The sequence below is a fragment of the Pseudomonas sp. NPDC089547 genome (assembly GCF_050280665.1).
Classification (GTDB): Bacteria; Pseudomonadota; Gammaproteobacteria; order Pseudomonadales; family Pseudomonadaceae; genus Aquipseudomonas.
Genome location: NZ_JBNNVS010000062.1, coordinates 1 through 22,660, shown reverse-complemented (window position 1 = coordinate 22,660; position 22,660 = coordinate 1). Strand labels below are relative to the sequence as shown.

Genomic DNA, 22,660 nt, shown 5'->3' with positions numbered 1-22,660 from the left:
GTCGCGAAAGGGGTGCGAAGCGCCCCCAGAATTTCAGCTTCGCCGCAGATATTGCCGGGGCCGCTTTGCGGCCCTTTCGCGACACAAGGCCGCTCCTACACAGAGCAAACCGCAGCGGCCTGCGGGAATAAAAAAGCCCGGCCATTGGCCGGGCAGGTACACCCAAAGGAGCAAAAACAGGTGTCAGGGTTGGGAATTCTTCGAGCCTCAGGCCACCGCCGCCAGCTTGGCCTTGGCCTGGTTGACGCCCTTCTCGTGGAACTCGCCACTCATGTTCAGGCCTTCGGCGTGGATGAAGTCGACATCGTGAATGCCGATGAAGGCCATGACCTGGCGCAGGTAAGGTTCCTGGTGGTCGCTGCTGGCGCCGGCATGGATGCCACCACGGGCTGTCAGCACGATGGCGCGCTTGCCGGTCAGCAGGCCTTGCGGGCCGGTCGGGGTGTACTTGAAGGTGATGCCGGCACGCAGTACGTGATCCAGCCAGGCTTTCAGGGTGCTGGGGATGGTGAAGTTGTACATCGGCGCAGCCATCACCAGCACGTCCGCTGCCAGCAATTCATCAGTCAGTTCGTTGGAACGGGCCAGGGCCTCCAGTTCGGCGGCACTGCGCTGCTCTTCGGGCTTCATCCAGCCACCCAGCAGGTTGGCGTCCAGGTGCGGCACCGGGCTCACCGCCAGGTCGCGTACAGTGATCTGATCGGCCGGGTGGGCAGCCTGCCATTGCTGGATGAAATCACGGGTCAGCTGACGGGAAACGGAATCCTGCTGGCGGGCGCTGCTTTCGATGATCAGTACGCGGGACATGGGGTGCCTCCATCGGCAAAAAGGGTTGCGATTCGATGGAGGTGAGATTAAAGGTTGACCTATCGATAAAAAAGCGTAAAAAGTGGGTTCAATCTATCGATTTATCGGTTTATTCCGCCGTGCAATTCAGGGCGATGCGCAATTTGATGATCTGCCGGTTGAATTTGGCGGTGACATCGACGCTTTTACCCGCGGGTACGTTCACCCGGCGTACCCTGGGTGCCTCCGGGCCATTGCGGAACGTCACCTTGCAGGCTGCCGGTACCTGCCCATAGTTGTTGAGGGTAATGGCACCAATGTCGTAGGCCGTGTCATAGGCGGTGTAGTCCAGCTTTACCCCGGTCAGTTCCTTCTCCACGTCGATGGGGTAAGCCATGGCCCCGAGGGGCAGGCACATCAGTATTGCCGCACAACATTTCTTCATGGGCCGCTCTCCTTGAAAGAGCGCAGCTTAGGACAACAGGAGCGAAAGATGAAAGCGCCGCGCGTAACCCTTGACCAGTGGCGAACCCTGCAGGCAGTGGTCGATCACGGCGGGTTTGCCCAGGCCGCCGAGGCCCTGCACCGCTCGCAGTCCTCGGTCAGCTACACCGTGGCCCGCATGCAGGAACAACTGGGTGTGCCACTGCTGCGCATCGATGGCCGCAAGGCCGTGCTCACCGAGGCTGGCAACGTACTGCTGCGCCGCTCGCGCCACCTGGTCAAGCAGGCCAGCCAGCTCGAAGACCTCGCCCACCACATGGAGCAAGGCTGGGAGGCCGAAGTGCGCCTGGTGGTAGATGCCGCCTACCCCAGCGCCCGGCTGGTGCGCGCCCTGGCCGCGTTCATGCCGCAAAGCCGCGGCTGCCGGGTGCGCCTGCGTGAAGAAGTGTTGTCTGGCGTGGAAGAAGTGATGCACGAAGGCATCGCCGACCTGGCCATCAGCAGCTACAGCATTGGCGGCTATCTTGGCGCCGAACTGAGCGCGGTGGAGTTCGTCGCCGTCGCCCACCCCGAGCATAGCCTGCACCGGCTGGGCCGCGAGCTCACCTTCCAGGACCTGGAAAGCCAGTTGCAGGTGGTAATCCGCGACTCCGGCCGCGCCCAGCCGCGTGACGTTGGCTGGCTGGGGGCCGAACAGCGCTGGACAGTCGGCAGCCTGGGTACCGCCGCCACCTTCGTCAGCAGCGGCCTGGGCTTTGCCTGGCTGCCCCGGCACATGATCGAGCGCGAGCTGCGTGAAGGCGTGCTCAAGCCGCTGCAACTGGATCAGGGTGGCAGCCGCCACCCACTGTTCTACCTTTATTCGAGCAAAGAGAAGACCCTGGGCCCGGCCACGCAGATTCTCATCGACCTGCTGCGCAACTTCGACACCGCGCCACTGGACGTGCCCTTCGCAGCCCCCCCACAAGCCTGAGAGGACCGCGCCCATGGCCTATTTCGAACACGAAGGATGCGCACTGCATTACGAGGAATATGGCCAGGGCGAACCCCTGGTGCTGCTGCACGGCCTTGGCTCCAGCTGCCAGGACTGGGAGTTGCAGGTGCCGGTTTTGAGCCGCCACTACCGGGTGATCCTGATGGACATCCGCGGCCATGGTCGCTCCGACAAACCCCGCGACGGCTACCAGATCGCCACCTTCAGTGCCGACCTGCTGGCCCTGCTCGAACACCTGCACACCGGCCCCGTGCACTTCGTCGGCCTGTCCATGGGCGGCATGGTGGGTTTCCAGTTCGCAGTCGACCACCCGCAGTGGCTGCGCAGCCTGTGCATCGTCAACAGCGCCCCCGAGGTCAAGCGCCGTAGCCGCAGCGACTGGGTCTGGTGGCTTAAACGCTGGGGGCTGGCACGGTTGCTCAGTGTCGAAACCGTCGGCAAGGGCCTGGCCCAGCGCCTGTTCCCCAAGCCGCACCAGGCCGAGTTGCGGCAAAAGATGGCACAACGCTGGGCGCGCAACGACAAGCGCGCCTACCTCAAGAGCTTCGACGCCATCGTCGACTGGGGCGTGCAGGAACGCATCGGGCAGATTCACTGTCCTACCTTGGTCATTGCCGCCGACCACGATTACACCCCGATACAACTGAAAGAGCGTTACGTCGCCTTGATGCCCCACGCCAGGCTGGTCGTCGTCGACGATTCCCGGCACGCTACGCCCCTCGATCAACCCGAGGTCTTCAACCAGACCCTGCTGCAGTTCCTCGCAGCCGCCTCCACCTCTCAAGGATCTTTGAGCCCATGCTGAAAAAACTCCTGCTCACCGCCTGCTCGGTCGCCTTCGCCACCAGCGTCATGGCTTCTGACAAGACCCCGCACGTTTTGCTGGACACCAGCTTCGGCCAGGTCGAAATCGAACTGAATGCCGAGAAGGCGCCGCTCAGCACGAAGAATTTCCTGCAATACGTCGACAGCGGTTTCTACAACAATACGATTTTCCACCGGGTGATTCCGGGTTTCATGGTCCAGGGCGGTGGTTTTACTGACCAGATGGTGCAAAAAGATACCAAGGACCCAATCAAGAACGAGGCCAGCAACGGCCTGCTGAACACCCGCGGCACACTGTCGATGGCGCGCACCTCGGACCCGAACTCGGCCACCAGCCAGTTCTTCATCAACGTGGCCGACAACGACTTCCTCAACCCGGGGCGTGACCGTGGCTATGCCGTATTCGGCAAGGTGACCAAGGGCATGGAAGTGGTCGACCAGATCGTCAACTCGCCGACCACCATCAAGAAAGGCATGCGTGATGTACCGGCCGACCCGGTCTACATCAAGTCGGCCAAACGCATCGACTGACCACGGGGCTTCACAGGGACGTGAAACCGCCTGAGGGTCGGATGGAACAGGAGTGTCGTTACCCATGCTGTACCGCCGTTTCGAACAGCTGATCGATATTTTTCGCGAAGCACCCAGTGAGTCGCCACCGACGACCGTGTGGCCGTTCTACCTGTATTACCTGCGCCAGGTATGGCCCAGTTTTCTTGCCTTGCTGATAGTCGGGCTGTTCGCCTCGCTGATCGAGGTGGCCATGTTCAGCTACCTCAGCCGCATCATCGACCTGGCCCAAGGCACACCCAATGCCAGCTTCTTCAGTGAGCACAGTGGCGAGCTGATCTGGATGCTGGTGGTGATACTGCTGCTGCGGCCGGTGTTCTTCGGCCTGCATGACCTGCTGGTGCATCAGACCATCAACCCCGGGATGACCAGCCTGATCCGCTGGCAAAACCACACCTACGTGCTAAAGCAGAGCCTGAACTTCTTCCAGAGCGACTTTGCCGGGCGCATCGCCCAGCGCATCATGCAGACCGGCAACTCGCTGCGCGACTCCGCCGTGCAGGCGGTTGACGCGCTATGGCACGTGCTGATCTACGCCATCACCTCGCTGGTGCTGTTCGCCGAGGCCGACTGGCACCTGATGCTGCCGCTGCTGCTGTGGATCATCGGCTACATCGCCGCGCTCTTCTACTTCGTGCCGAGGGTGAAGGAACGTTCGGTGATTTCTTCCGACGCCCGTTCCAAGCTGATGGGGCGCATTGTCGATGGCTACACCAACATCGCCACCCTGAAGCTGTTCGCCCACACCGACTACGAGCAGCAATACGCCCGCGAAGCGATCAGCGAACAAACCGAGAAAACCCAGCTGGCGGCGCGCGTGGTCACCAGCATGGACGTGGTCATCACCACCCTCAACGGCCTGCTGGTGGTCACCACCACGGGCCTGGCGCTGTGGCTGTGGAGCCAGTCGCTGATCACCGTTGGCGCCATCGCACTGGCCACCGGCCTGGTGATCCGTATCGTCAACATGTCGGGCTGGATCATGTGGGTGGTCAATGGCATCTTCGAGAACATCGGCATGGTCCAGGACGGCCTGCAGACCATCGCCCAGCCGGTCACCGTCACCGACCAGCCCAACGCGCCCGCACTCAAGGTCAGCCGCGGCGAGGTGCGCTTCGACGATGTCGATTTCCACTATGGCAAGGCCGCCAACGTGATCGAAGGGCTCAACCTGAACATCCGCCCTGGCGAAAAAATCGGCTTGATCGGCCCGTCCGGGGCGGGCAAGTCGACCTTGGTCAACCTGCTGCTGCGCCTGTACGACGTGCAGGGCGGGCGTATCCTGATCGACGGCCAGGACATTGCCCAAGTGAGCCAGGCCAGCCTGCGTGCGCAGATCGGCATGATCACCCAGGACACCTCGCTGCTGCACCGCTCGATCCGCGACAACCTGCTGTATGGCCAGCCCGGTGCCAGCGAAGCGGAAATGCTTGAAGCCGTGCGCCGCGCCCGTGCTGACGAGTTCATCCCGCAACTGTCGGACGCTCAGGGGCGTATCGGCTTCGATGCCCATGTGGGTGAGCGCGGTGTGAAACTGTCAGGTGGCCAGCGCCAGCGCATCGCCATTGCCCGCGTGCTGCTGAAGAATGCGCCGATCCTGATCATGGACGAAGCCACCTCGGCGCTGGACTCGGAGGTGGAGGCAGCCATCCAGGAGAGCCTGGAGACGCTGATGCAGGGCAAGACGGTGATCGCCATTGCCCACCGGTTGTCCACCATTGCGCGGATGGACCGGCTGGTGGTGCTGGACAAGGGGCGCATTGTCGAGAGCGGCAGCCACAGTGAGCTGCTGGAGCAGCAAGGGCTTTATGCCAGGTTGTGGCATCACCAGACCGGGGGGTTTGTCGGGGTGGACTGATCTTCGCTACGGCGCGCTTCTTGTAGGAGCGGCCTTGTGTCGCGAAAGGGCTGCGCAGCAGCCCCAGGTTTTCAGCTTCGTAGGAATAATTGCCGGGGCCGCTTTGCGGCCCTTTCGCGACACAAGGCCGCTCCTACAGGGATCGCACTGCAGCCGAAGACGCATCAGTCCCGACGGTAAGGCAACATCCCCCGCGCCTCCTCGGCATACCCCCTCACCCCTACCCGCTCCTGCACCAGGAAATCCTCCACCGCCCGCCGCAACCCCGGGTGCAGCAGGTAATGCCACGACCGCGTCAACACCGGCTCGAACCCGCGTATCAGCTTGTGTTCCCCCTGCGCCCCGGCATCAAAACGCTGATACCCCTCGGCAATGGCAAACTCCATGCCCTGGTAGAAACACGTCTCGAAATGCAGCCGGTCGAATTCATCCAGGCAACCCCAGTAACGGCCAAACAGGCTGTCGCCCCCCACCAGGCTCAAGGCCATCGCCACATCACGCCCGCCCTGGCGGGCCATCACCACGCGCACAGCCTCAGGCATGCGTTCGGCCAGCAAGCTGAAAAACTCGCGTGTAAGGTACGGCGCCCGGCGGCGCACCGCATAGGTATTGGCGTAACAGAGGAAGACGAAATCCCACTGGGTTTCATCCAGTTCATCGCCCCGGTACCAGCGAAAATCAATGCCCTGCCCCACCACCTGCTCACGCTCCTTGCGCATCTGCTTGCGCTTGCGCGAACTCAGGCTGTCGAGAAAGTCCTGGAAGTCGCGGTAGCCGCGATTCTGCCAATGGAACTGGCAACCCAGGCGCTCCATCCAGCCCGGCTGGGCTGCCAGTTGCGCGTCCAGCGCCGAGTCGGTGAAGTTGATGTGCGCACCAGAAAGCCCACCCTTGGCCAGATACTCGGGCAGGGCCTGCAACATCATCAAACCGTCAGCCGGGTCGCCCGCAAAAAGCCGCGGGCCGCTGACAGGGCTGAACGGCACGGCCCCCAACAGCTTGGGGTAGTAGGCAATGCCGGCCCGCTCACAGGCATCAGCCCAGCCATGGTCGAACACATACTCGCCATAGGAGTGCCACTTGCGGTACGCCGGCATCAGCGCCCGAACCTGCCCCTCACGCTCCAGCACCAGGTGCTCGGCAGCCCAGCCCGTGCTGCGCTGCACGCTGCCGCTGTCCTCCATCGCACTGAGAAAGGCATGGCGCAGGAACGGCTGGCCAGCGGGTACCAAGGCATCCCAGGTGGCCGCCGGAAGATCACGCAATTGGGCAAGGCTGTACAGGCTGGTCACGGTTTCGGCTCGCTGTGTGAAGGCCTTCAGTATCCCCAAGGAAGGCCCGGCACTCAAATGACGAACGCCGGGCTGATCCTTTTATTCTCAATTACTTAACAACAGTGCCACTAATTAGACATTAATCTGTCATTGGCCCCCGCAATACTTGCGCCTGTTTTCCGGAACCCCAGAACCTGTCTAGTCAGGCCCTTTCCGAAGACATGCCAACGCAGGGGCAGGCGCTTGAGCCTCCCCCATTTTTTTCAGTAGGGAGAACCTTATGCGTCTTGTTTCTACACTTACCGGAGTGAGCCTCACCGGCATGATGCTGGCTCTGAGCGCCCCGGCCAGTGCTGCTGTCGACGCCAAGCTGCTCGAAATGCTCCGCGCCAACGGCTCGATCAACCAGGCGCAGTACAACGAACTGCAGGGCGACCTGGCGAAAGAAACCAAGGAAAAGGCCGACCAGAAAGCTCAGTCTGAACGGATGAGCAACTTCGAACAAAAAGTGGCATGGGCCGCCAAGACCCAGATCAAGGGTGATGTACGCCTGCGCTACGAAGACGTCAACGTCGACAACCCGATCTCCCGCAGTGGCAACCAGGACCGTGAGCGCGTACGTGCCCGTGTCGGCTTCTACAGCGAGATCAACCCGCAGGTCGACGCCGGCGTGCGTGTGGCCACCGGCAGCAGCGCCGATGCCCGCTCGACCAACCAGAGCCTGGACAACTACTTCGAGAAGAAATCGCTGTGGGTCGACCTGGCCTACCTCGACTGGCACCCGACTGCCGTGCCAAACCTGCACCTGATCGGCGGCAAGATGAACCAGCCTTGGGTGAGCATGGGCGACATCATCTGGGACAGCGACATCAACCCGGAAGGCGTGGCGGCTACCTACAAGACCAACCTCGGCCCGGCCGAAGTGTTCGGCAGCATCGGCCACTACAACCTGAAGGACAACGTCGACGGCGACGGCGTGCAGTTCAAGCACGACGCGCAGCTGTACGCGGCCCAGCTGGGTACCAAGTTCAACGCGGCTGACACCGTCAAGGTTACCGTTGGCGGCAGCATCTACGGCTACGACAACGACAAGGCCTCGGCCGCCCTGCGTTCGCTGGGCAACACCACCGACGAGTTCAACCTGGTTGAAGGCTTCGGTCAGATCGACTTCACCGGCTTCGCCATCCCGCTGTCGGCTTACGGCCAGTTCGTCAAGAACACCGAAAGCACCGACGGCAAGGACAAGGCCTGGCTGGCTGGTGTGAAGAGCAAGATCGGTGCCTGGAGCCTGGACTACAACTACCGCGACGTACAGCGTAACGGTGTAGTCAGCCTGTTCACCGACTCTGACTTCGGTAACGGCTTCACCGGCTCCCGTGGCCACAAGTTCAAAGTGGGTTACGAAATCGACAAGAACTTCGCCCTGGGCGCGGCCTACCTGATGGCCAAGACCGACTACTCCAACCTGCCGAACAGCGATGCTGATGTAGACACGCTGCAGGTAGACCTGGAAGCCAAGTTCTAAGCTGCACCCTCCTCTGCTTCACTCTGAAGCGGGAAACGCCGACCCCATCCGGCGTTTCCCGCTTTTTTTTGCCTGGCGGAAATGCGCCGGCCTCTTCGCGGGTGAACCCGCTCCCACAGAATCACCACAGATCTTGAGAACTGTGGAGTACCTGTGGGAGCGGGCAAGCCCGCGAAGAGGCCGGTACAGGCGCCAAAAGACTCAGCGCTTGCGCAGAATCACGCTACCAATCGAATACCCTGCACCAAACGAGCTCAACACCCCAAGCGACCCCTTGGCCAGGTCATCCTGGTACAGGTGGAAGGCAATCACCGACCCCGCCGAACTGGTGTTGGCGTAACGGTCCAGAATCACCGGTGCATCTTCCTCGGCCACTTCACGCCCCAGCAGTTTCTTGACGATCAGGTGGTTCATGCTGAGGTTGGCCTGGTGCAACCAGAAGCGCTTCACATCGCTCGGTTGCAAGCCATTTTCCTGCAGGTGCTCACCGATCAGCTCTGCCACCTTCGGGCAGACCTCGCGGAACACCTTGCGGCCTTCCTGGATGAACAGCTTGTCTGCCGCACCCTCGCCCTCTTCCGCCGCGCGGTTGAGGAAGCCGAAGTTGTTGCGGATGTTGTTGGAGAACTCGGTCCACAGCTTGCTGCTGACGATCTCGAACTGGTGCGCCGAGGAGGCCTTGTCAGCACGCTCGAGCAACACGGCGGTGGCGGCATCACCGAAAATGAAATGGCTGTCGCGGTCACGGAAGTTCAGGTGGCCGGTGCACACCTCCGGGTTGACCATCAGCACCGCACGCGCCTGGCCCAGGGCCACGCTGTTAGCGGCGGTCTGAATGCCGAACGTGGCCGACGAGCAAGCCACGTTCATGTCGAAGGCAAAGCCCTGGATGCCCAGCGCCTGTTGCACCTCGATGGCGATGGCGGGGTAAGGGCGCTGCAGGTTGGAACAGGCAACAATCACCCCGTCGACATCGGCAGCCGTACGGCCGGCGCGCTCCAATGCCTGACGGGCAGCGGCCACGGCCATTTCGCAGAGCACCGACGGCTCATCGTTGGTGCGTTCCGGCAGGCGTGGCTTCATGCGCTGCGGGTCGAGGATGCCGGCCTTGTCCATCACGAAGCGGCTCTTGATGCCCGAGGCCTTTTCGATGAACGCCGCGTCGGACACCGGCGCCGCTTCGACTTCACCGCGCTCGATGGCGGCGGCGTTGTCCTGGTTGAACTGCTGCGACCAGGCGTTGAAAGAGGCCACCAGTTCTTCGTTGGAAATACTCTGGGCCGGGGTATACAGGCCGGTGCCGCTGATCACGACGTTATGCACGGTCGTTCCTCTGGTCAAAGGCCATCGCCACGGGGCGCTGGCTGGGAATATGACAGGATTATGGCACTTTAGTACCAATTCAAGGGCGAGGGCTGCGCCCTCGTTCGCGGGCACGCCCGCTCCCACAGGGGCCGTGCGCCGGCCCCAAATTGCACCAATATTGCCACATCTGTGGAAGTTTAGCCCTCCACTTGGCTCCACTGCTTGCTCAATCTTTTGTCGGAAATCGGCACCTTGGTCCCCAGTTGCTGAGCAAACAGCGACACCCGGTATTCCTCCAGCCACCAGCGGTACAACGCCAGCTGTTCATCCCGTTTGCCCTCCTGGGCATGCTTGTCGGCACGGGCCTTGTACTGCGCCCACAGGTTGGCCAGTTCGCCGCTCCACACCCGGTCCTTCTGCACTTGCGAACCCAGTTTCTCCAGGCGCAATTCCACCGCCTTGAGGTAACGCGGCAACTCCTTGAACCACACCCCAGGCGTTTCACGCACAAAGCCTGGGTAAACCAGGTTGCCCAGCTGTTGCTTGATGTCGTTCAGCGCCACCGCCTGGCTGAGGTCGATCTTGCCCTTGAAGCGCTTTTGCAACCCATGCCACAGCTTCAGCACCTCCAGGGTCTGACGCGCCAGGCGCTCGGCGTGCTCGGCCCAGCTACCGCGCTTGCGCTCAGCCAGCCCGGCCAGGGCCGCGCCATCGCGTGGCAACGTCTGCTCTCCTTCGAGGATGCAGCTGTCCAGGCTGGCCAGCAGGATGTCCTCGACCAGTGCCTCGACCCGGCCCATTTCACGGTACAACAGGCCCAGTTCGGTCAAGCCCGGCAATTTGCCACGCAGGAATTTGGCGGGCTCGGCCAGCTGCTGCAACAACAGGCGCTGAAGGGCACGGCGGTGCTGGAACTCGGCTTCAGCCTGGGTCGAGAAACGCCCTTCGCGCACGGTGCCGTTCTCATCCACCAATGCCGGGTACACAGTCATCGAAAGACCCGCGATCTTCTGTTGAGCGGTCTGCTTCACTTCCGTGAAGGCCTTGGCCTGTACCGGCTGCTCGCTTTTGGCATCACGCGGTACCGCCAGTGCCGCCTGGCTGGCAGCGGCAAAGCGTGCCGTCAGCTCGGCAAGATCGCGGCCTTCGCCAAGGAACTTGCCCTGGCCATCGACCACTTCGATGTTCATGCGCAGGTGGCCTTCGACCAGCTGGACCGACTCGTCCCAGGCCTCGTCTGGCACACGCGCCCCAGTCATGCGCAGCAACTCCTGGCCCAAGGCCTGCGGTAGTGCACCCTGGCCAAAGGTCATGCGCGCCAGCGAGGCCTTGACGAAGTCCGGTACCGGCACGAAGTTCTTGCGCAGGGCCTTTGGCAGGTTGCGTATCAGCGCCACGCACTTGGCTTCCAGCAGGCCCGGCACCAGCCATTCCAGACGCTCGCCAGGCAGGCTTGGCAGCAGCGGCGCCGGCACCCGTACCGTCACGCCGTCACGTGGGTGGCCGGGCTCGAAGTGGTAGCTCAGCGGCAAGCGCAGCTCGCCCACCTGCAGGCTGTCGGGGTATTGCGCGGCGGTCACTTCGCTGGCCTCGCGGGCCAGCACGTCTTCCTCGCGCATGATCAGCAGGTTGGCGTCCTTCTGGCTGCCCATGCGGTACCAGCTGTCGAAGGTCGCGGTCTGGTGGATTTCCGCCGGCAGGCGCGCTTCGTAGAAGGCGTACAGCGTTTCTTCATCGGCAAGGATGTCGCGCCGGCGGGCCTTGGCCTCCAGCTCGTCGAGGTCTTCGAGCAGGCGTTTGTTGGCCGCCAGGCACTTGGCCCGCGACTGGATTTCACCACCCACCAGGCCTTCGCGGATGAACAGCTCGCGTGAGGTGACCGGGTCGATCGGGCCGAAGTGGACCGGGCGGCGGCCGACCAGGATCAGGCCGTACAGGGTGATCTGCTCATAGGCCACCACCTGCCCGCGCTTCTTCTCCCAGTGCGGTTCAAAGTGGTTCTTCTTGACCAGGTGGCCAGCCAGCGGCTCGATCCAGTCAGGTTCGATCTTGGCGACCATTCGCGCGTAGAGCTTGGTGGTTTCGACCAGCTCGGCAGCCATCACCCACTGCGGGCGCTTGCGCCCCAGGCCTGACGACGGATGCACCCAGAAGCGCCGCTGACGGGCACCCTGGTAGTCGCCCTCTTCGGTCTTCTGGCCAATCTGGCTGAGCAGCCCGCTGAGGATGGCCTTGTGCATCTTCTGGTAGTCGGACGGTTCCTTGTTCACCGTCAGCTGCAGGTCACGGCAGATCAGTGCCAGCTGGCGATGGGCATCGCGCCACTCGCGCAGGCGCAGGTAGTTGAGGAAGTTCTTGCGGCACCAGCTGCGCAGCGGGTTGGCGGTCAGGGCCTGGCGCTGCTCTTCAAAGCCACGCCACAAGTTGACCAGCGCAGCGAAGTCGGAGTCCACATCCTTCCACTGGGCGTGCGCCTGGTCGGCGGCCTGTTGGCGCTCCGGTGGGCGTTCACGCGGGTCCTGCACCGACAGCGCACTGGTGACGATCAGCACCTCCTGCAGGCTGCCCTGGCGAGCGCCCTCCAGCAACATGCGCCCCAGCCGCGGGTCGATCGGCAAACGCGCCAGCTGCCGGCCAAGCGGGGTCAGCTGGTTCTCGCGATTGACCGCTGAAAGCTCCTGCAACAAGTTGAAGCCGTCGCTGATGGCCTTGCCATCTGGCGGCTCGATGAACGGGAAGGCATCGATTGCGCCCAGGCGCAGGTGCAGCATCTGCAGGATCACCGCCGCCAGGTTGGTGCGCAGGATCTCTGGGTCAGTAAACGCTGGTCTTGCGTTGAAATCCTCCTCGCTGTACAGGCGTACGCAGATGCCCGGTTCTACCCGCCCGCAACGGCCCTTACGCTGGTTGGCACTGGCCTGCGACACAGCCTCGATCGGCAGGCGCTGTACCTTGGCGCGGTAGCTGTAGCGGCTGATACGCGCGGTGCCGGTATCGATCACATAGCGAATGCCAGGCACAGTCAGCGAGGTTTCCGCGACGTTGGTAGCCAGGATCACCCGGCGCCCGGTGTGCGACTGGAAGATGCGCTGCTGCTCGGCCGGCGACAGGCGTGCATACAGCGGCAGTATCTCGGTATGGCGCAATTGCGCCTTGCGCAGGATCTCGGCGGCATCGCGAATTTCCCGCTCGCCCGGCAGGAAGATCAGCACATCGCCCGGGCCCTTGCCTTCGCTGCGTTCGTGGTGCGCCAGCTCATCCAGGGTGGCAAGGATCGCCTGATCGACAGTGAGGTCGTCCTCGATCTGGTTGCCCTCCTCGTCCTGCTCGCTGGTCAGCGGGCGGTACCAGGTTTCCACCGGGAAGGTACGCCCGGACACCTCGATGATCGGCGCGCCGTCGAAGTGTTTGGAGAAGCGCTCAAGGTCGATGGTCGCCGAAGTGATGATCAGCTTCAGCTCTGGCCGGCGGTGCAGCAGGGTCTTCAGGTAGCCGAGCAGGAAGTCGATGTTCAGGCTGCGCTCGTGGGCTTCGTCGACGATGATCGTGTCGTAGCGTTCGAGAAAGCGGTCGTGCTGGGTTTCGGCCAGCAGGATGCCGTCGGTCATCAGCTTGACCAGGGTGTTGGCATCGCTCTGGTCTTCGAAACGCACCTGGTAGCCGACCAGCCCACCCAGCGGGGTGCCCAGTTCTTCGGCAACCCGTGCGGCAACGCTGCGTGCAGCGATACGGCGCGGCTGGGTATGGGCGATCAGGCCATGGCTGCCACGGCCCAGCTCCAGGCAGATTTTCGGCAGCTGGGTGGTCTTGCCCGAACCGGTTTCGCCAGCGATCACCAGCACCTGGTTTTCCGCCAGGGCCTTCTTGATTTCGTCACGCTTGGCGGCGATTGGCAGGTTGTCGTCGTAGCGCACGGTCGGCACGCTCTGCTGACGTGCAGTGACCTGGGCACAGGAGGCCTGGACCTTTTCCACCCACTGCGCCAGCTTGGCCTCGTCGGGGCGCTTGCGCAATTCGTGCAATTGCCGGCGCAGGCGATGGCGGTCGGCAATCATGGCGTGGTCGAGGTTTTGCAGCAGTTTGTCGATGGCGTGGTCAGTCATGGGGCTTTTTAGTGATGCAGGTGGGCCTGCTTTTTCATGATCGGCATTCGAAGGATGCGCGATTGTCGCAGATTTGCCGATTCTCTGCTGCCTGTGCCTGCCTCTTCGCGGGCTTGCCCGCTCCCACAGGTCCCCCACAATTTCAGGCTGGAGGTAACCCTGTGGGAGCGGGCATGCCCGCGAAGAGGCCGGTACAGGCAATCAAATGTTTAGCCAGGTACGATGTAAAGGTTGCCATTCACTGCTTTAATCAACCTTACGCCGCATGTGAGTATCAAAGGCATGACTCCCGCCCAGCCCATCGCCCCACCGTCTTCCCGCCCTTCGCTACCGAAGGCCCGGAGCCGTGCCGGGGAAAATCCGCTGGTGCACATCATCCTCGCCTTCTGGGCGCTGTGGCACTGCCGCCACGCACGCCCACCAGACACCTCGCTCACGCCTTTGTGACCAAACCCGGCCATCGTCTGGCCGTTTGACTCAACTGGACCGCGCTTTCTGCGCGAAAGTCCTGTGCGCCCGTGAGCGAATTCATCATGCACTTTGCACCTGTAGAGCAGGCTTCCCGTTTCCTGGCTGACAACCCCGATATCGAGCTGTTCGAACTGTTCATCCTCGACGCCAACGGCGTACCACGCGGCAAGCTGCTGCACCGTGATGAACTGCTGGCCGTGTACCAGACCGGCCGGCCGCTGCCCAGCACCATCCTTGGCCTGACCCTGAACGGCGACGACGTGGAAAACTCCGGCCTGGTGTGGGACGTGGGCGACATCGACTGCCGCGCCTACCCACTGGATGGCAGCCTGGTGCGCCTGCCCTGGCGGCGTGTGCCAACCGCCGCCGTGCAGGTCAGCATGCACCCCAGCGAAGGCCTGCCAGCCAGCATCGCCGACCCGCGCCACGTGCTGCTAAGCACCATTGAAGCGCTGAAAGCCGACGGCTACCACCCGGTGATGGCCTGCGAACTGGAGTTCTACCTGCTCGACCAGAAGCGTGACGCCCAAGGCCGCCCGCAACCGGCACTGGACAATGATGGCGGCCGCCCGCGCAGCACCCAGGTCTATGGCCTGCGTGAACTGGAACAGATCGAACCGTTCCTCGCCGACCTGTACGCCGCCTGCAAAGCCCAAGGCATTCCGGCGCGCACCGCCATTTCGGAGTACGCCCCCGGTCAAGTTGAAATTACCCTTGAGCATGGCGACGCCCTGCAGGCCATGGACCAGGCCGTGCGCTACAAACGCCTGGTCAAAGGTGTGGCCCATGCCCATGGCATGCAGGCCTGCTTCATGGCCAAGCCGTTTGCCAACCTGGCCGGTACCGGCATGCACATGCACCTGAGCCTGGCCGACAGCCACGGCAACAACCTGTTCGCCAGCGAGGACAAGGCCGGCACCCCACTGCTGCGCCAGGCCGTCGCCGGCATGCTGCGCCATCTGCGCGAATCGCTGCTGCTGTTTTGCCCCAACGCCAACTCGTTCCGCCGCTTCCAGGCCAACAGCTATGCACCACTGGCCCCGACGTGGGGCGTGGACAACCGGACCGTGAGCCTGCGCGTGCCCGGCGGCCCGGCCAACAGCCGGCATGTGGAGCACCGCATCTGCGGCGCCGATGCCAACCCTTACCTGGCTGCTGCGGCAATTCTTGCCGCCAGCCATCGCGGCATCCGCGAACAGCTGGACCCAGGCGCACCGGTAGAGGGCAACGGCTATGCCCAGGCCACCGAGCACCTGCCCACCGACTGGCTGACCGCCCTCGACGCCCTGCAGCATTCCCATTGGGCCCGCGAAGCATTGGGCGAAGACTTCCTCGGCGTGTACCTGAAGGTCAAGCGCGCCGAGTATCGCCAGTTCATGGCCGAAGTCAGCGAGCAGGACTGGCGCTGGTACCTGCACCAGGCCTGAGCCCCTACCTAACAAGGAATACCCATGAACGCAGCATTGAACAAAGGCCCGGCGCAGCGTGCGCCGTCCTACTACAGCGCCACCCTGAACGACCACACCGAGTACCCGCAGCTCAAGGGCACGGTGCAGGTTGACGTGGCCATTATCGGCGGCGGCTTCACTGGCGTGGCTACGGCGGTGGAACTGGCCGAGCGTGGCCTGAAAGTGGCCATTGTCGAAACCAACCGCATCGGCTGGGGCGCCAGCGGCCGCAATGGTGGCCAGGTCACTGGCAGCCTGTCGGGCGACGAAGCCATGCGCTCGCAAATGCGCAGCCACCTGGGCACCGAGGTCGACGATTTCATCTGGCACCTGCGCTGGCGCGGCCATCAGGTGATCGAGCAGCGCGTAGCGCGCTATGGCATCGACTGCGACCTCAAGCACGGCCACCTGCATGCGGCGATGAAGCCCTCGCACCTGAGCGAGCTGCGCGCTTTCGAGGCCGAGGCCCAACGCCGTGGCATGGGCGAGCAGGTGCAACTGCTCGACCGCGCGGCAGTGGCCGAGCACCTGCAAAGCCCGCTGTACCTGGGCGCCCTGAAAAACCTGCGCAACCTGCACCTGCACCCGCTCAACCTGTGCCTGGGTGAGGCCCGCGCTGCCCACAGCCTGGGTGCACTGATTTTCGAGAATTCCGAAGTGCTGGACATCGTCCACGGCCCACGCCCGGCGGTGGTCACCGCCCACGGGCGGGTCGAGGCACGCCAGGTGATGCTGGCCGGCGATGTGTACCACAAGCTGGAAAAGCGCCAGCTCAAGGGCAAGATCTTCCCGGCCATGGGCGGCATTGTCACCACCGCGCCGCTGGGTGAGCTGGCCGAGCAAATCAACCCGCAGGACCTGGCGGTGTACGACTGTCGCTTCGTGCTCGACTACTACCGCCTCACGGCCGACAAGCGCCTGCTGTTTGGCGGTGGCGCCAATTACTCGGGCAAGGATTCACGCGACATCGAAGGTGAGCTGCGCCCGTGCATCGAACGCACCTTCCCGGCGCTCAAGGGCGTGCCGATCGAGTTCCAGTGGAGCTGCGCCATGGGCATCGTGGTCAACCGCATTCCGCAGTTGGGCAAGCTGTCGGACAACGTGTGGTATTGCCAGGGTTATTCGGGGCATGGCATTGCCACCAGCCACATCATGGGCGAGATCATGGCCGAGGCATTGACCGGCACGCTGGAGAAGTTCGACACCTTTGCCCAGTGCAAGCATGTGCGGGTGCCGATGGGGGACTTGCTGGGCAACCCGCTGCTGGCGGCGGGGATGTGGTACTACCAGATGCTGGAAAAACTGCGCTGAAGCCAGGCTCTACGCAATCATTGTAGGAGCGGCCTTGTGTCGCGATCGGGTCGCGAAGCGGCCCCAGGTTATCAGCCATGATGCTGAAATTTCTGGGGCCGCTTCGCGGCCCGATCGCGACACAAGGCCGCTCCTACAGGGACCGCGCAAACCAAGGATCAGGCGATCTTCTTCAAGCCCTGCTTCTTCAGCTCTTCATCACGCAGCTCGCGACGCAGGATCTTGCCCACGTTGGTGGTCGGCAGCGAATCACGGAACTCGATCATGCGCGGAACCTTGTAGCCGGTAACGTTGGCACGCATGTGCTCCATTACCTGCTCCTTGGTCACGGTCATGCCCGGCTTGACCACGATGAACACCTTGATCACTTCACCCGACTTCTCATCCGGCACACCAATGGCCGCGCATTGCAACACGCCCGGCAAGGCCGCCAGTACATCTTCCAGTTCGTTCGGGTACACGTTGAAGCCCGAGACCAGGATCATGTCCTTCTTGCGGTCGACGATGCGCATGTAGCCATCCGCCTGGATCAGCGCAATGTCACCGGTCTTCAGCCAGCCTTCGCTGTCGAGGATTTCGGCGGTGGCGTCTTCACGCTGCCAGTAGCCCTTCATCACCTGCGGGCCCTTGACGCACAGCTCGCCCACTTCGCCAAGCGGCAGCTCATTGCCGGCGTCATCAATGATCTTGCACAGGGTCGACGGCACCGGAATGCCAATGGTACCCACCTGGTTGGCCTCTGCCGGGTTCACCGCCGCCACCGGGCTGGTTTCGGTCATGCCGTAGCCTTCACAAATGGCGCAGCCGGTAACGGCTTTCCAGCGTTCAGCCACGCTCAATTGCAGGGCCATGCCACCCGACAGGGTGATTTTCAGCGCCGAGAAGTCCAGGGCACGGAACGCCTCGTTGTTGCACAGCGCGACGAACAGGGTGTTGAGGCCGACAAAGCCGCTGAACTTCCACTTGCCCAGCTCCTTGACCATGGCCGGCAGGTCACGCGGGTTGCTGATCAGCACGTTGTGGTTGCCGATCAGCATCATGGCCATGCAATGGAAGGTGAAGGCATAGATGTGGTACAGCGGCAGCGGCGTGATGAGGATTTCGCAGCCTTCATGCAGGTTGGAGCCCATCAGCGCCCGGCACTGCAACATGTTGGCCACCAGGTTGCGGTGGGTCAGCATCGCACCCTTGGCCACGCCGGTGGTGCCGCCGGTGTACTGCAGCACCGCCACGTCGTTGGCCTGCGGATTGGCCTCGGTGACCGGCTGGCCCTTGCCCAATGCCAACGCGTCGTTGAAGCGTATGGCGCGCGGCAAGTTGTAGGCCGGTACCATCTTCTTCACGTACTTGATCACGCTGTTGATCAGCAAGCGCTTGAGCGGCGGCAGCAGGTCGGCCACTTCGGTGACGATAACGTGCTTGACCTGAGTCTTGGGCACCACTTTTTCAGCCAGGTGGGCCATGTTGGCCAGGCAGACCAGGGCCTTGGCGCCAGAGTCGTTGAACTGGTGTTCCATCTCCCGCGCGGTATAAAGCGGGTTGGTGTTGACCACGATCAGCCCGGCACGCATGGCACCGAAGACCGCAACCGGGTATTGCAGGACATTGGGCAGTTGCACGGCAATGCGATCACCCGGCTTCAGGTCGGTATGCTGCTGCAACCAGGCGGCAAACGCCCCCGACAGCGCATACAGCTCGCCATAAGTGATAGTCTTGCCCAGGTTGCTAAAGGCCGGTTTGTCGGCAAAGCGTTGGCAGGATTGCTTGAGTACTGCCTGGATACTGGGGAATTCGTCAGGATTGATTTCCGCCGTAATCCCGGCTGGGTACTTATCCTTCCAAAAATGTTCGATCATGGAAGCCCACTCCTTCAGCAACAGCGAAGTTCGATTGGCGCGTCTATGCGCTTATTATTGATATGAGACGGTGGTTCGTTGCAAACCGGATCATCTGAAAGCGGCCCGAGAGTAACAGCTTTGCTTGGGGTCGCCTAGAGGCCAAAACAGGCCTTATAGTCACAAAAATGACTCAATGAACAATACAGGTCATATTTAGAGTAATTGACCAAAATGTCGCGGATTCGGCTGTATTCAGCATCTTAGAGCGGTTCTAGGGCATTCGCGGGTAAACCCGCTCCCACAGGATCACCACAAAGTCGGACATTGTGGTGATCCTGTGGGAGCGGGTTTACCCGCGAAGAAGCCAACGCCTAATTCAAGCTATATCACGAAGCTCCCGCCGCAGGATCTTGCCCACCGGCGTCATTGGCAACGACTCGCGCAGCACGATGTGCTTGGGCACCTTGTAGCCAGTGAAGTTGGCCTTGCAGTAGGCCTTCAGCTCTTCCACGCTCAACCCACCCTCGCGCGGCACCACGAACAGCTTCACCGCCTCGCCGGAGCGCTCGTCCGGCACGCCGATGGCTGCACAGTTGGCAACCTTGGGGTGGCCCATCACTACATCCTCGATCTCGTTGGGGTAAACGTTGAAGCCCGAGACGATGATCATGTCCTTCTTGCGGTCGACGATACGGGTGAAGCCGTCCGGGTCGATGATGGCGATATCACCCGTCTTGAACCAACCGTCTGCATCCAGCGCCTGAGCCGTGGCTTCAGGCTGCTGCCAATAGCCCTTCATCACCTGCGGCCCCTTGATGCACAGCTCGCCCCGCTCGCCCAGCGGCAGTTCGTTGCCGTCATCATCGATCACCTTGAACGCGGTACCCGCCACCGGGATGCCCACCGTACCCAGGCGCGCCAGCTTGCCGTAGGGGTTGGTGCTGGCCACCGGCGAGGTTTCAGTCAGGCCGTAGCCTTCGACGATGCGGCAGCCGGTAAGCGCCTCCCAGCGTTCGGCGGTGGCCTTGACCAGCGCGGTGCCGCCGGAGTTGGTGACTTTGAGGGCGGAGAAATCCAGTTGGCGGAAACCGGGGTGGTCCATCAGCGCTACAAACAGGGTGTTCAGGCCTAGCAACGCAGAGAAACGCCACTTGCCCAGCTCCTTGATGAAGCCGGGGATATCCCGTGGGTTGGTAATCAGCACGTTGTGGTTGCCGGTGACCATCATGCACATGCAGTTCGCGGTAAAGGCATAGATGTGATACAGCGGCAGCGGTGCGATCATTACCTCCTGGCCGTCCTTGAGCAGCTTCTGCCCATCGGGCCCGTGCTGCGAGAAACAGGCCAGCACCTGCAGCATATTTGCCACCAGGTTGCCGTGGGTGAGCATGGCGCCCTTGGCAAGGCCTGTGGTGCCGCCGGTGTACTGCAGCACGGCGATGTCGTCCAGGCTCAGTGGTACCGGTTTGGGTGACTGCCCGCGGCCTTGGCGCAGCACCTGCTTGAACGAGAGTGCCTGAGGCAGGTGATAGGCCGGCACCATCTTCTTGACCTTGTCGACCACGGTGTTGATCAGCCAGCCCTTGGCGGTGGGCAACAGGTCGCCCATCTTTGCCTCGATCAGGTACTCGATGCCGGTGTCGGGCAGCACCTCCTGCACACGCTTCCCGAACATGTTCAAGTACACCAGCGCGCGTGCGCCGCTGTCCTTGAACTGGTGGCGCATTTCGCGCTCGGTGTACAGCGGGTTGGTGTTGACCACGATGAGGCCGGCGCGCATGGCACCGAAGACGGCGATCGGGTATTGCAGCACGTTGGGCATTTGCACCGCGATGCGGTCACCGGGCTTGAGCTGGGTGTGCTGCTGCAGCCAGGCAGCGAAGGCTGCCGAGTGGCGCTCCAGTTCTGCGTAGGTCAGGGTCACGCCCAGATTGCTGAATGCCGGGCGGTCGGCAAAGCGCTTGCAGGAGCGCTCGAACACCTCGACGACCGAGGCGTAGGCATTGATATCGATGGTGGAAGGCACGCCCGCCGGGCGCTTGTCATTCCAGAAGTCGGCTTGCATTTATTATTGTTCCTCTGCCTGGACCTGCACTGCGTCCTTTAGTCCACTACCTGATCGCCTACAGGCGAAAAGGCGTTGATCCGACGTTAGCAGGTAAGTCCAAGGTGGCATACACGCCAAGTGCCGCCATTAACATTGTGAATCTTATTTGTGCCCTTCCTGCAATCCGGCCGGTTGTGCATACACTGTCCGGGTACCTGTGCGCACAAGGATCCGCCATGCCCCACGACGCCTTCTGGCTACCTGCCAGCGAGCACTGCAGCCTGTACGTGCACCAATGGTTGCCGGCCAAACCGGTGAAAGCCGTGGTGCTGCTGGCCCATGGCATGGCCGAACATGCCGGGCGCTACCACCGCCTGGGGCATGCCCTGAACGACGCCGGCTTTGCCCTGTTCGCCGCCGACCAGCGCGGCCACGGGCGCACCGCCGAGCTGGGCAGCCTCGGCCTGTTCGCCCGCCATCATGGCTGGAATGCCATCGTCAACGACCTGGGCCTGCTTGCCCAGCACATCGGCCAGCAGTACCCGTGCACACCGCTGTTCCTGTTTGGCCACAGCATGGGCAGCTACATCGCCCAGGCCTACCTGCTGCACCACAGCGCCAGCCTGCACGGGGCGATCCTCAGTGGCTCCAACTACCAGCCGGCGGCGCTGTACCGCGTGGCGCGGCTGATTGCCCGGCTGGAAGGCTGGCGCCAGGGGCCACTGGGCAAGAGTGCGCTGATCGAATGGTTGTCGTTCGGTTCATTCAACAAGGCCTTCAAGCCCAACCGCACAGCGTTCGACTGGCTCAGCCGCGACCCGGCCGAGGTCGACCTGTATGTCAACGACCCGTTGTGCGGCTTTCGGTGCAGCAACCAGCTATGGCTCGACCTGCTGCAAGGCTTGGCGCAGATCAGCCAGCCGGGTAACCTCGCGCAGATCGATCCGAACCTGCCCATGCTGGTGATCGGAGGTGAATGTGATCCGGTCAGTGCCGGCAAGCGTCTCACCCACCTGGCCGACGCCCTGCGCGCGACCGGCAATCGACATGTACAGCTGCGCGTCTATCCTGAGGCGCGGCATGAAGTACTCAACGAAACCAACCGTGACGAGGTCACCGCCGATATCCTCGGCTGGCTTGAACAGGCACTGGCCCTTGGCCGCCCTGTGCGCAGTGAATGATAGCCGCCCTCGCCTACTGCTTAAGGAAGCCCCGATGTCCCAGGTCACCAACACGCCTTACGAAGCCCTCGAAGTCGGTCAGAAGGCCACGTTTGAAAAGTCCGTTGAAGAACGCGACATCCAGCTGTTCGCCGCGATGTCCGGTGACCACAACCCGGTGCACCTGGACGCCGAGTTCGCGGCCAAGAGCATGTTCCGCGAGCGTATTGCCCACGGCATGTTCAGCGGCGCGCTGATCAGTGCGGCAGTGGCCTGCACCCTGCCAGGGCCTGGCACCATCTACCTGGGCCAGAAAATGAGCTTCCAGAAGCCGGTGAAAATTGGCGACACCCTGACCGTGCGCCTGGAAATCCTCGAGAAACTGCCCAAGTTCAAGGTGCGCATTGCCACCAATGTGTACAACCAGAACGATGAGCTGGTGGTCGAGGGTGAGGCCGAGATCCTGGCACCCCGCAAGCAGCAGACTGTCGAGCTGGTGTCGCCGCCGAACTTTGTGGCTAGCTGAAAACTGATTTAGCCACTACTGGCCTCTTCGCGGGTAAACCCGCTCCCACAGGATCACCACAGATTTGAGTGCTGTGCTGTACCTGTGGGAGATTCTATGGCCGGAGGCAAATTTTCAGTAGAAAAGCCCACGGCCTCTCTCAGCAACATCCAGGCACGAATCAGCCTGCCAGAGA

General features: G+C 62.5%; 16 protein-coding genes. 9 read left to right on the top strand and 7 right to left on the bottom strand.

From position 1 onward, the window contains the following. Positions 1 to 207: 207 nt before the first annotated feature. Positions 208 to 807: an FMN-dependent NADH-azoreductase gene (locus ACQKPZ_RS25790; protein ID WP_060497486.1), complete on the bottom strand. Its 600-nt coding sequence runs from the start codon at positions 805 to 807 to the stop codon at positions 208 to 210. A 109-nt stretch (positions 808 to 916) separates the two neighbouring features. Further along, entirely contained in the window at positions 917 to 1,231 is a 315-nt protein-coding gene (locus ACQKPZ_RS25785; protein ID WP_003254609.1) for a hypothetical protein, read from the bottom strand. A gap of 48 nt (positions 1,232 to 1,279) precedes the next feature. Between ACQKPZ_RS25785 and ACQKPZ_RS25780 the strand changes: the two genes are divergently transcribed. The 4 genes from ACQKPZ_RS25780 (at position 1,280) to ACQKPZ_RS25765 (ending at position 5,477) form a co-directional block, all read left to right on the top strand. After that, positions 1,280 to 2,203, top strand: coding sequence for a LysR family transcriptional regulator (locus ACQKPZ_RS25780; protein WP_391125288.1), 924 nt, complete (start codon positions 1,280 to 1,282; stop codon positions 2,201 to 2,203). A gap of 13 nt (positions 2,204 to 2,216) precedes the next feature. Further along, complete coding sequence (locus ACQKPZ_RS25775) at positions 2,217 to 3,029, top strand: alpha/beta fold hydrolase (protein WP_427543669.1); 813 nt, start codon at positions 2,217 to 2,219, stop codon at positions 3,027 to 3,029. Continuing rightward, positions 3,023 to 3,580 carry a peptidylprolyl isomerase gene (locus tag ACQKPZ_RS25770; RefSeq protein ID WP_427543666.1) on the top strand — a complete coding sequence of 186 codons (558 nt, stop codon included), beginning with the start codon at positions 3,023 to 3,025 and terminating at the stop codon, positions 3,578 to 3,580. The genes ACQKPZ_RS25775 and ACQKPZ_RS25770 overlap by 7 nt, the downstream gene beginning before the upstream one ends. 64 nt (positions 3,581 to 3,644) lie before the next feature. Beyond that, positions 3,645 to 5,477, top strand: a complete 1,833-nt coding sequence (locus tag ACQKPZ_RS25765; RefSeq protein ID WP_427543663.1) for an ABC transporter ATP-binding protein — start codon at positions 3,645 to 3,647, stop codon at positions 5,475 to 5,477. A gap of 164 nt (positions 5,478 to 5,641) precedes the next feature. On the opposite strand, the gene ACQKPZ_RS25760 is transcribed toward ACQKPZ_RS25765, so the two are convergent. Beyond that, complete coding sequence (locus ACQKPZ_RS25760; protein WP_427543660.1) at positions 5,642 to 6,769, bottom strand: GNAT family N-acetyltransferase; 1,128 nt, start codon at positions 6,767 to 6,769, stop codon at positions 5,642 to 5,644. Positions 6,770 to 7,031: 262 nt separating this feature from the next. Here ACQKPZ_RS25760 and ACQKPZ_RS25755 point away from each other — a divergent pair, with 262 nt between their 5' ends. Next, entirely contained in the window at positions 7,032 to 8,276 is a 1,245-nt protein-coding gene (locus ACQKPZ_RS25755) for a putative porin (protein WP_391125273.1), read from the top strand. Between the two features lie 201 nt (positions 8,277 to 8,477). Here ACQKPZ_RS25755 and ACQKPZ_RS25750 read toward each other — a convergent pair whose 3' ends face one another. Next, on the bottom strand, positions 8,478 to 9,599 hold the full coding sequence (locus ACQKPZ_RS25750; RefSeq protein ID WP_427543657.1) for a beta-ketoacyl-ACP synthase III: 1,122 nt from the start codon (positions 9,597 to 9,599) through the stop codon (positions 8,478 to 8,480). Positions 9,600 to 9,778: 179 nt separating this feature from the next. Continuing rightward, complete coding sequence (gene hrpA / locus ACQKPZ_RS25745) at positions 9,779 to 13,684, bottom strand: ATP-dependent RNA helicase HrpA (RefSeq protein ID WP_427543655.1); 3,906 nt, start codon at positions 13,682 to 13,684, stop codon at positions 9,779 to 9,781. Between the two features lie 533 nt (positions 13,685 to 14,217). Between hrpA and ACQKPZ_RS25740 the strand changes: the two genes are divergently transcribed. Continuing rightward, a complete protein-coding gene (locus tag ACQKPZ_RS25740) occupies positions 14,218 to 15,582 on the top strand; it encodes a glutamine synthetase family protein (RefSeq protein WP_427543652.1) in 1,365 nt (454 codons plus the stop codon). Positions 15,583 to 15,606: 24 nt separating this feature from the next. After that, complete coding sequence (locus ACQKPZ_RS25735) at positions 15,607 to 16,914, top strand: NAD(P)/FAD-dependent oxidoreductase (RefSeq protein WP_427543649.1); 1,308 nt, start codon at positions 15,607 to 15,609, stop codon at positions 16,912 to 16,914. Positions 16,915 to 17,072: 158 nt separating this feature from the next. Here ACQKPZ_RS25735 and fadD1 read toward each other — a convergent pair whose 3' ends face one another. Together fadD1 and fadD2 are read right to left on the bottom strand one after the other, a co-directional pair. After that, positions 17,073 to 18,770, bottom strand: coding sequence for a long-chain-fatty-acid--CoA ligase FadD1 (gene fadD1, locus ACQKPZ_RS25730; protein WP_427543646.1), 1,698 nt, complete (start codon positions 18,768 to 18,770; stop codon positions 17,073 to 17,075). 358 nt (positions 18,771 to 19,128) lie between these two features. After that, entirely contained in the window at positions 19,129 to 20,817 is a 1,689-nt protein-coding gene (gene fadD2 / locus ACQKPZ_RS25725) for a long-chain-fatty-acid--CoA ligase FadD2 (RefSeq protein ID WP_427543643.1), read from the bottom strand. Positions 20,818 to 21,035: 218 nt separating this feature from the next. On the opposite strand from fadD2, the gene ACQKPZ_RS25720 reads away from it, so the two are divergent. Both ACQKPZ_RS25720 and ACQKPZ_RS25715 read left to right on the top strand, forming a co-directional pair. Further along, positions 21,036 to 21,980 carry a lysophospholipase gene (locus ACQKPZ_RS25720; RefSeq protein ID WP_427543640.1) on the top strand — a complete coding sequence of 315 codons (945 nt, stop codon included), beginning with the start codon at positions 21,036 to 21,038 and terminating at the stop codon, positions 21,978 to 21,980. Between the two features lie 34 nt (positions 21,981 to 22,014). Continuing rightward, positions 22,015 to 22,485, top strand: coding sequence for a MaoC family dehydratase (locus ACQKPZ_RS25715; protein ID WP_391125249.1), 471 nt, complete (start codon positions 22,015 to 22,017; stop codon positions 22,483 to 22,485). Positions 22,486 to 22,660: the final 175 nt, after the last annotated feature.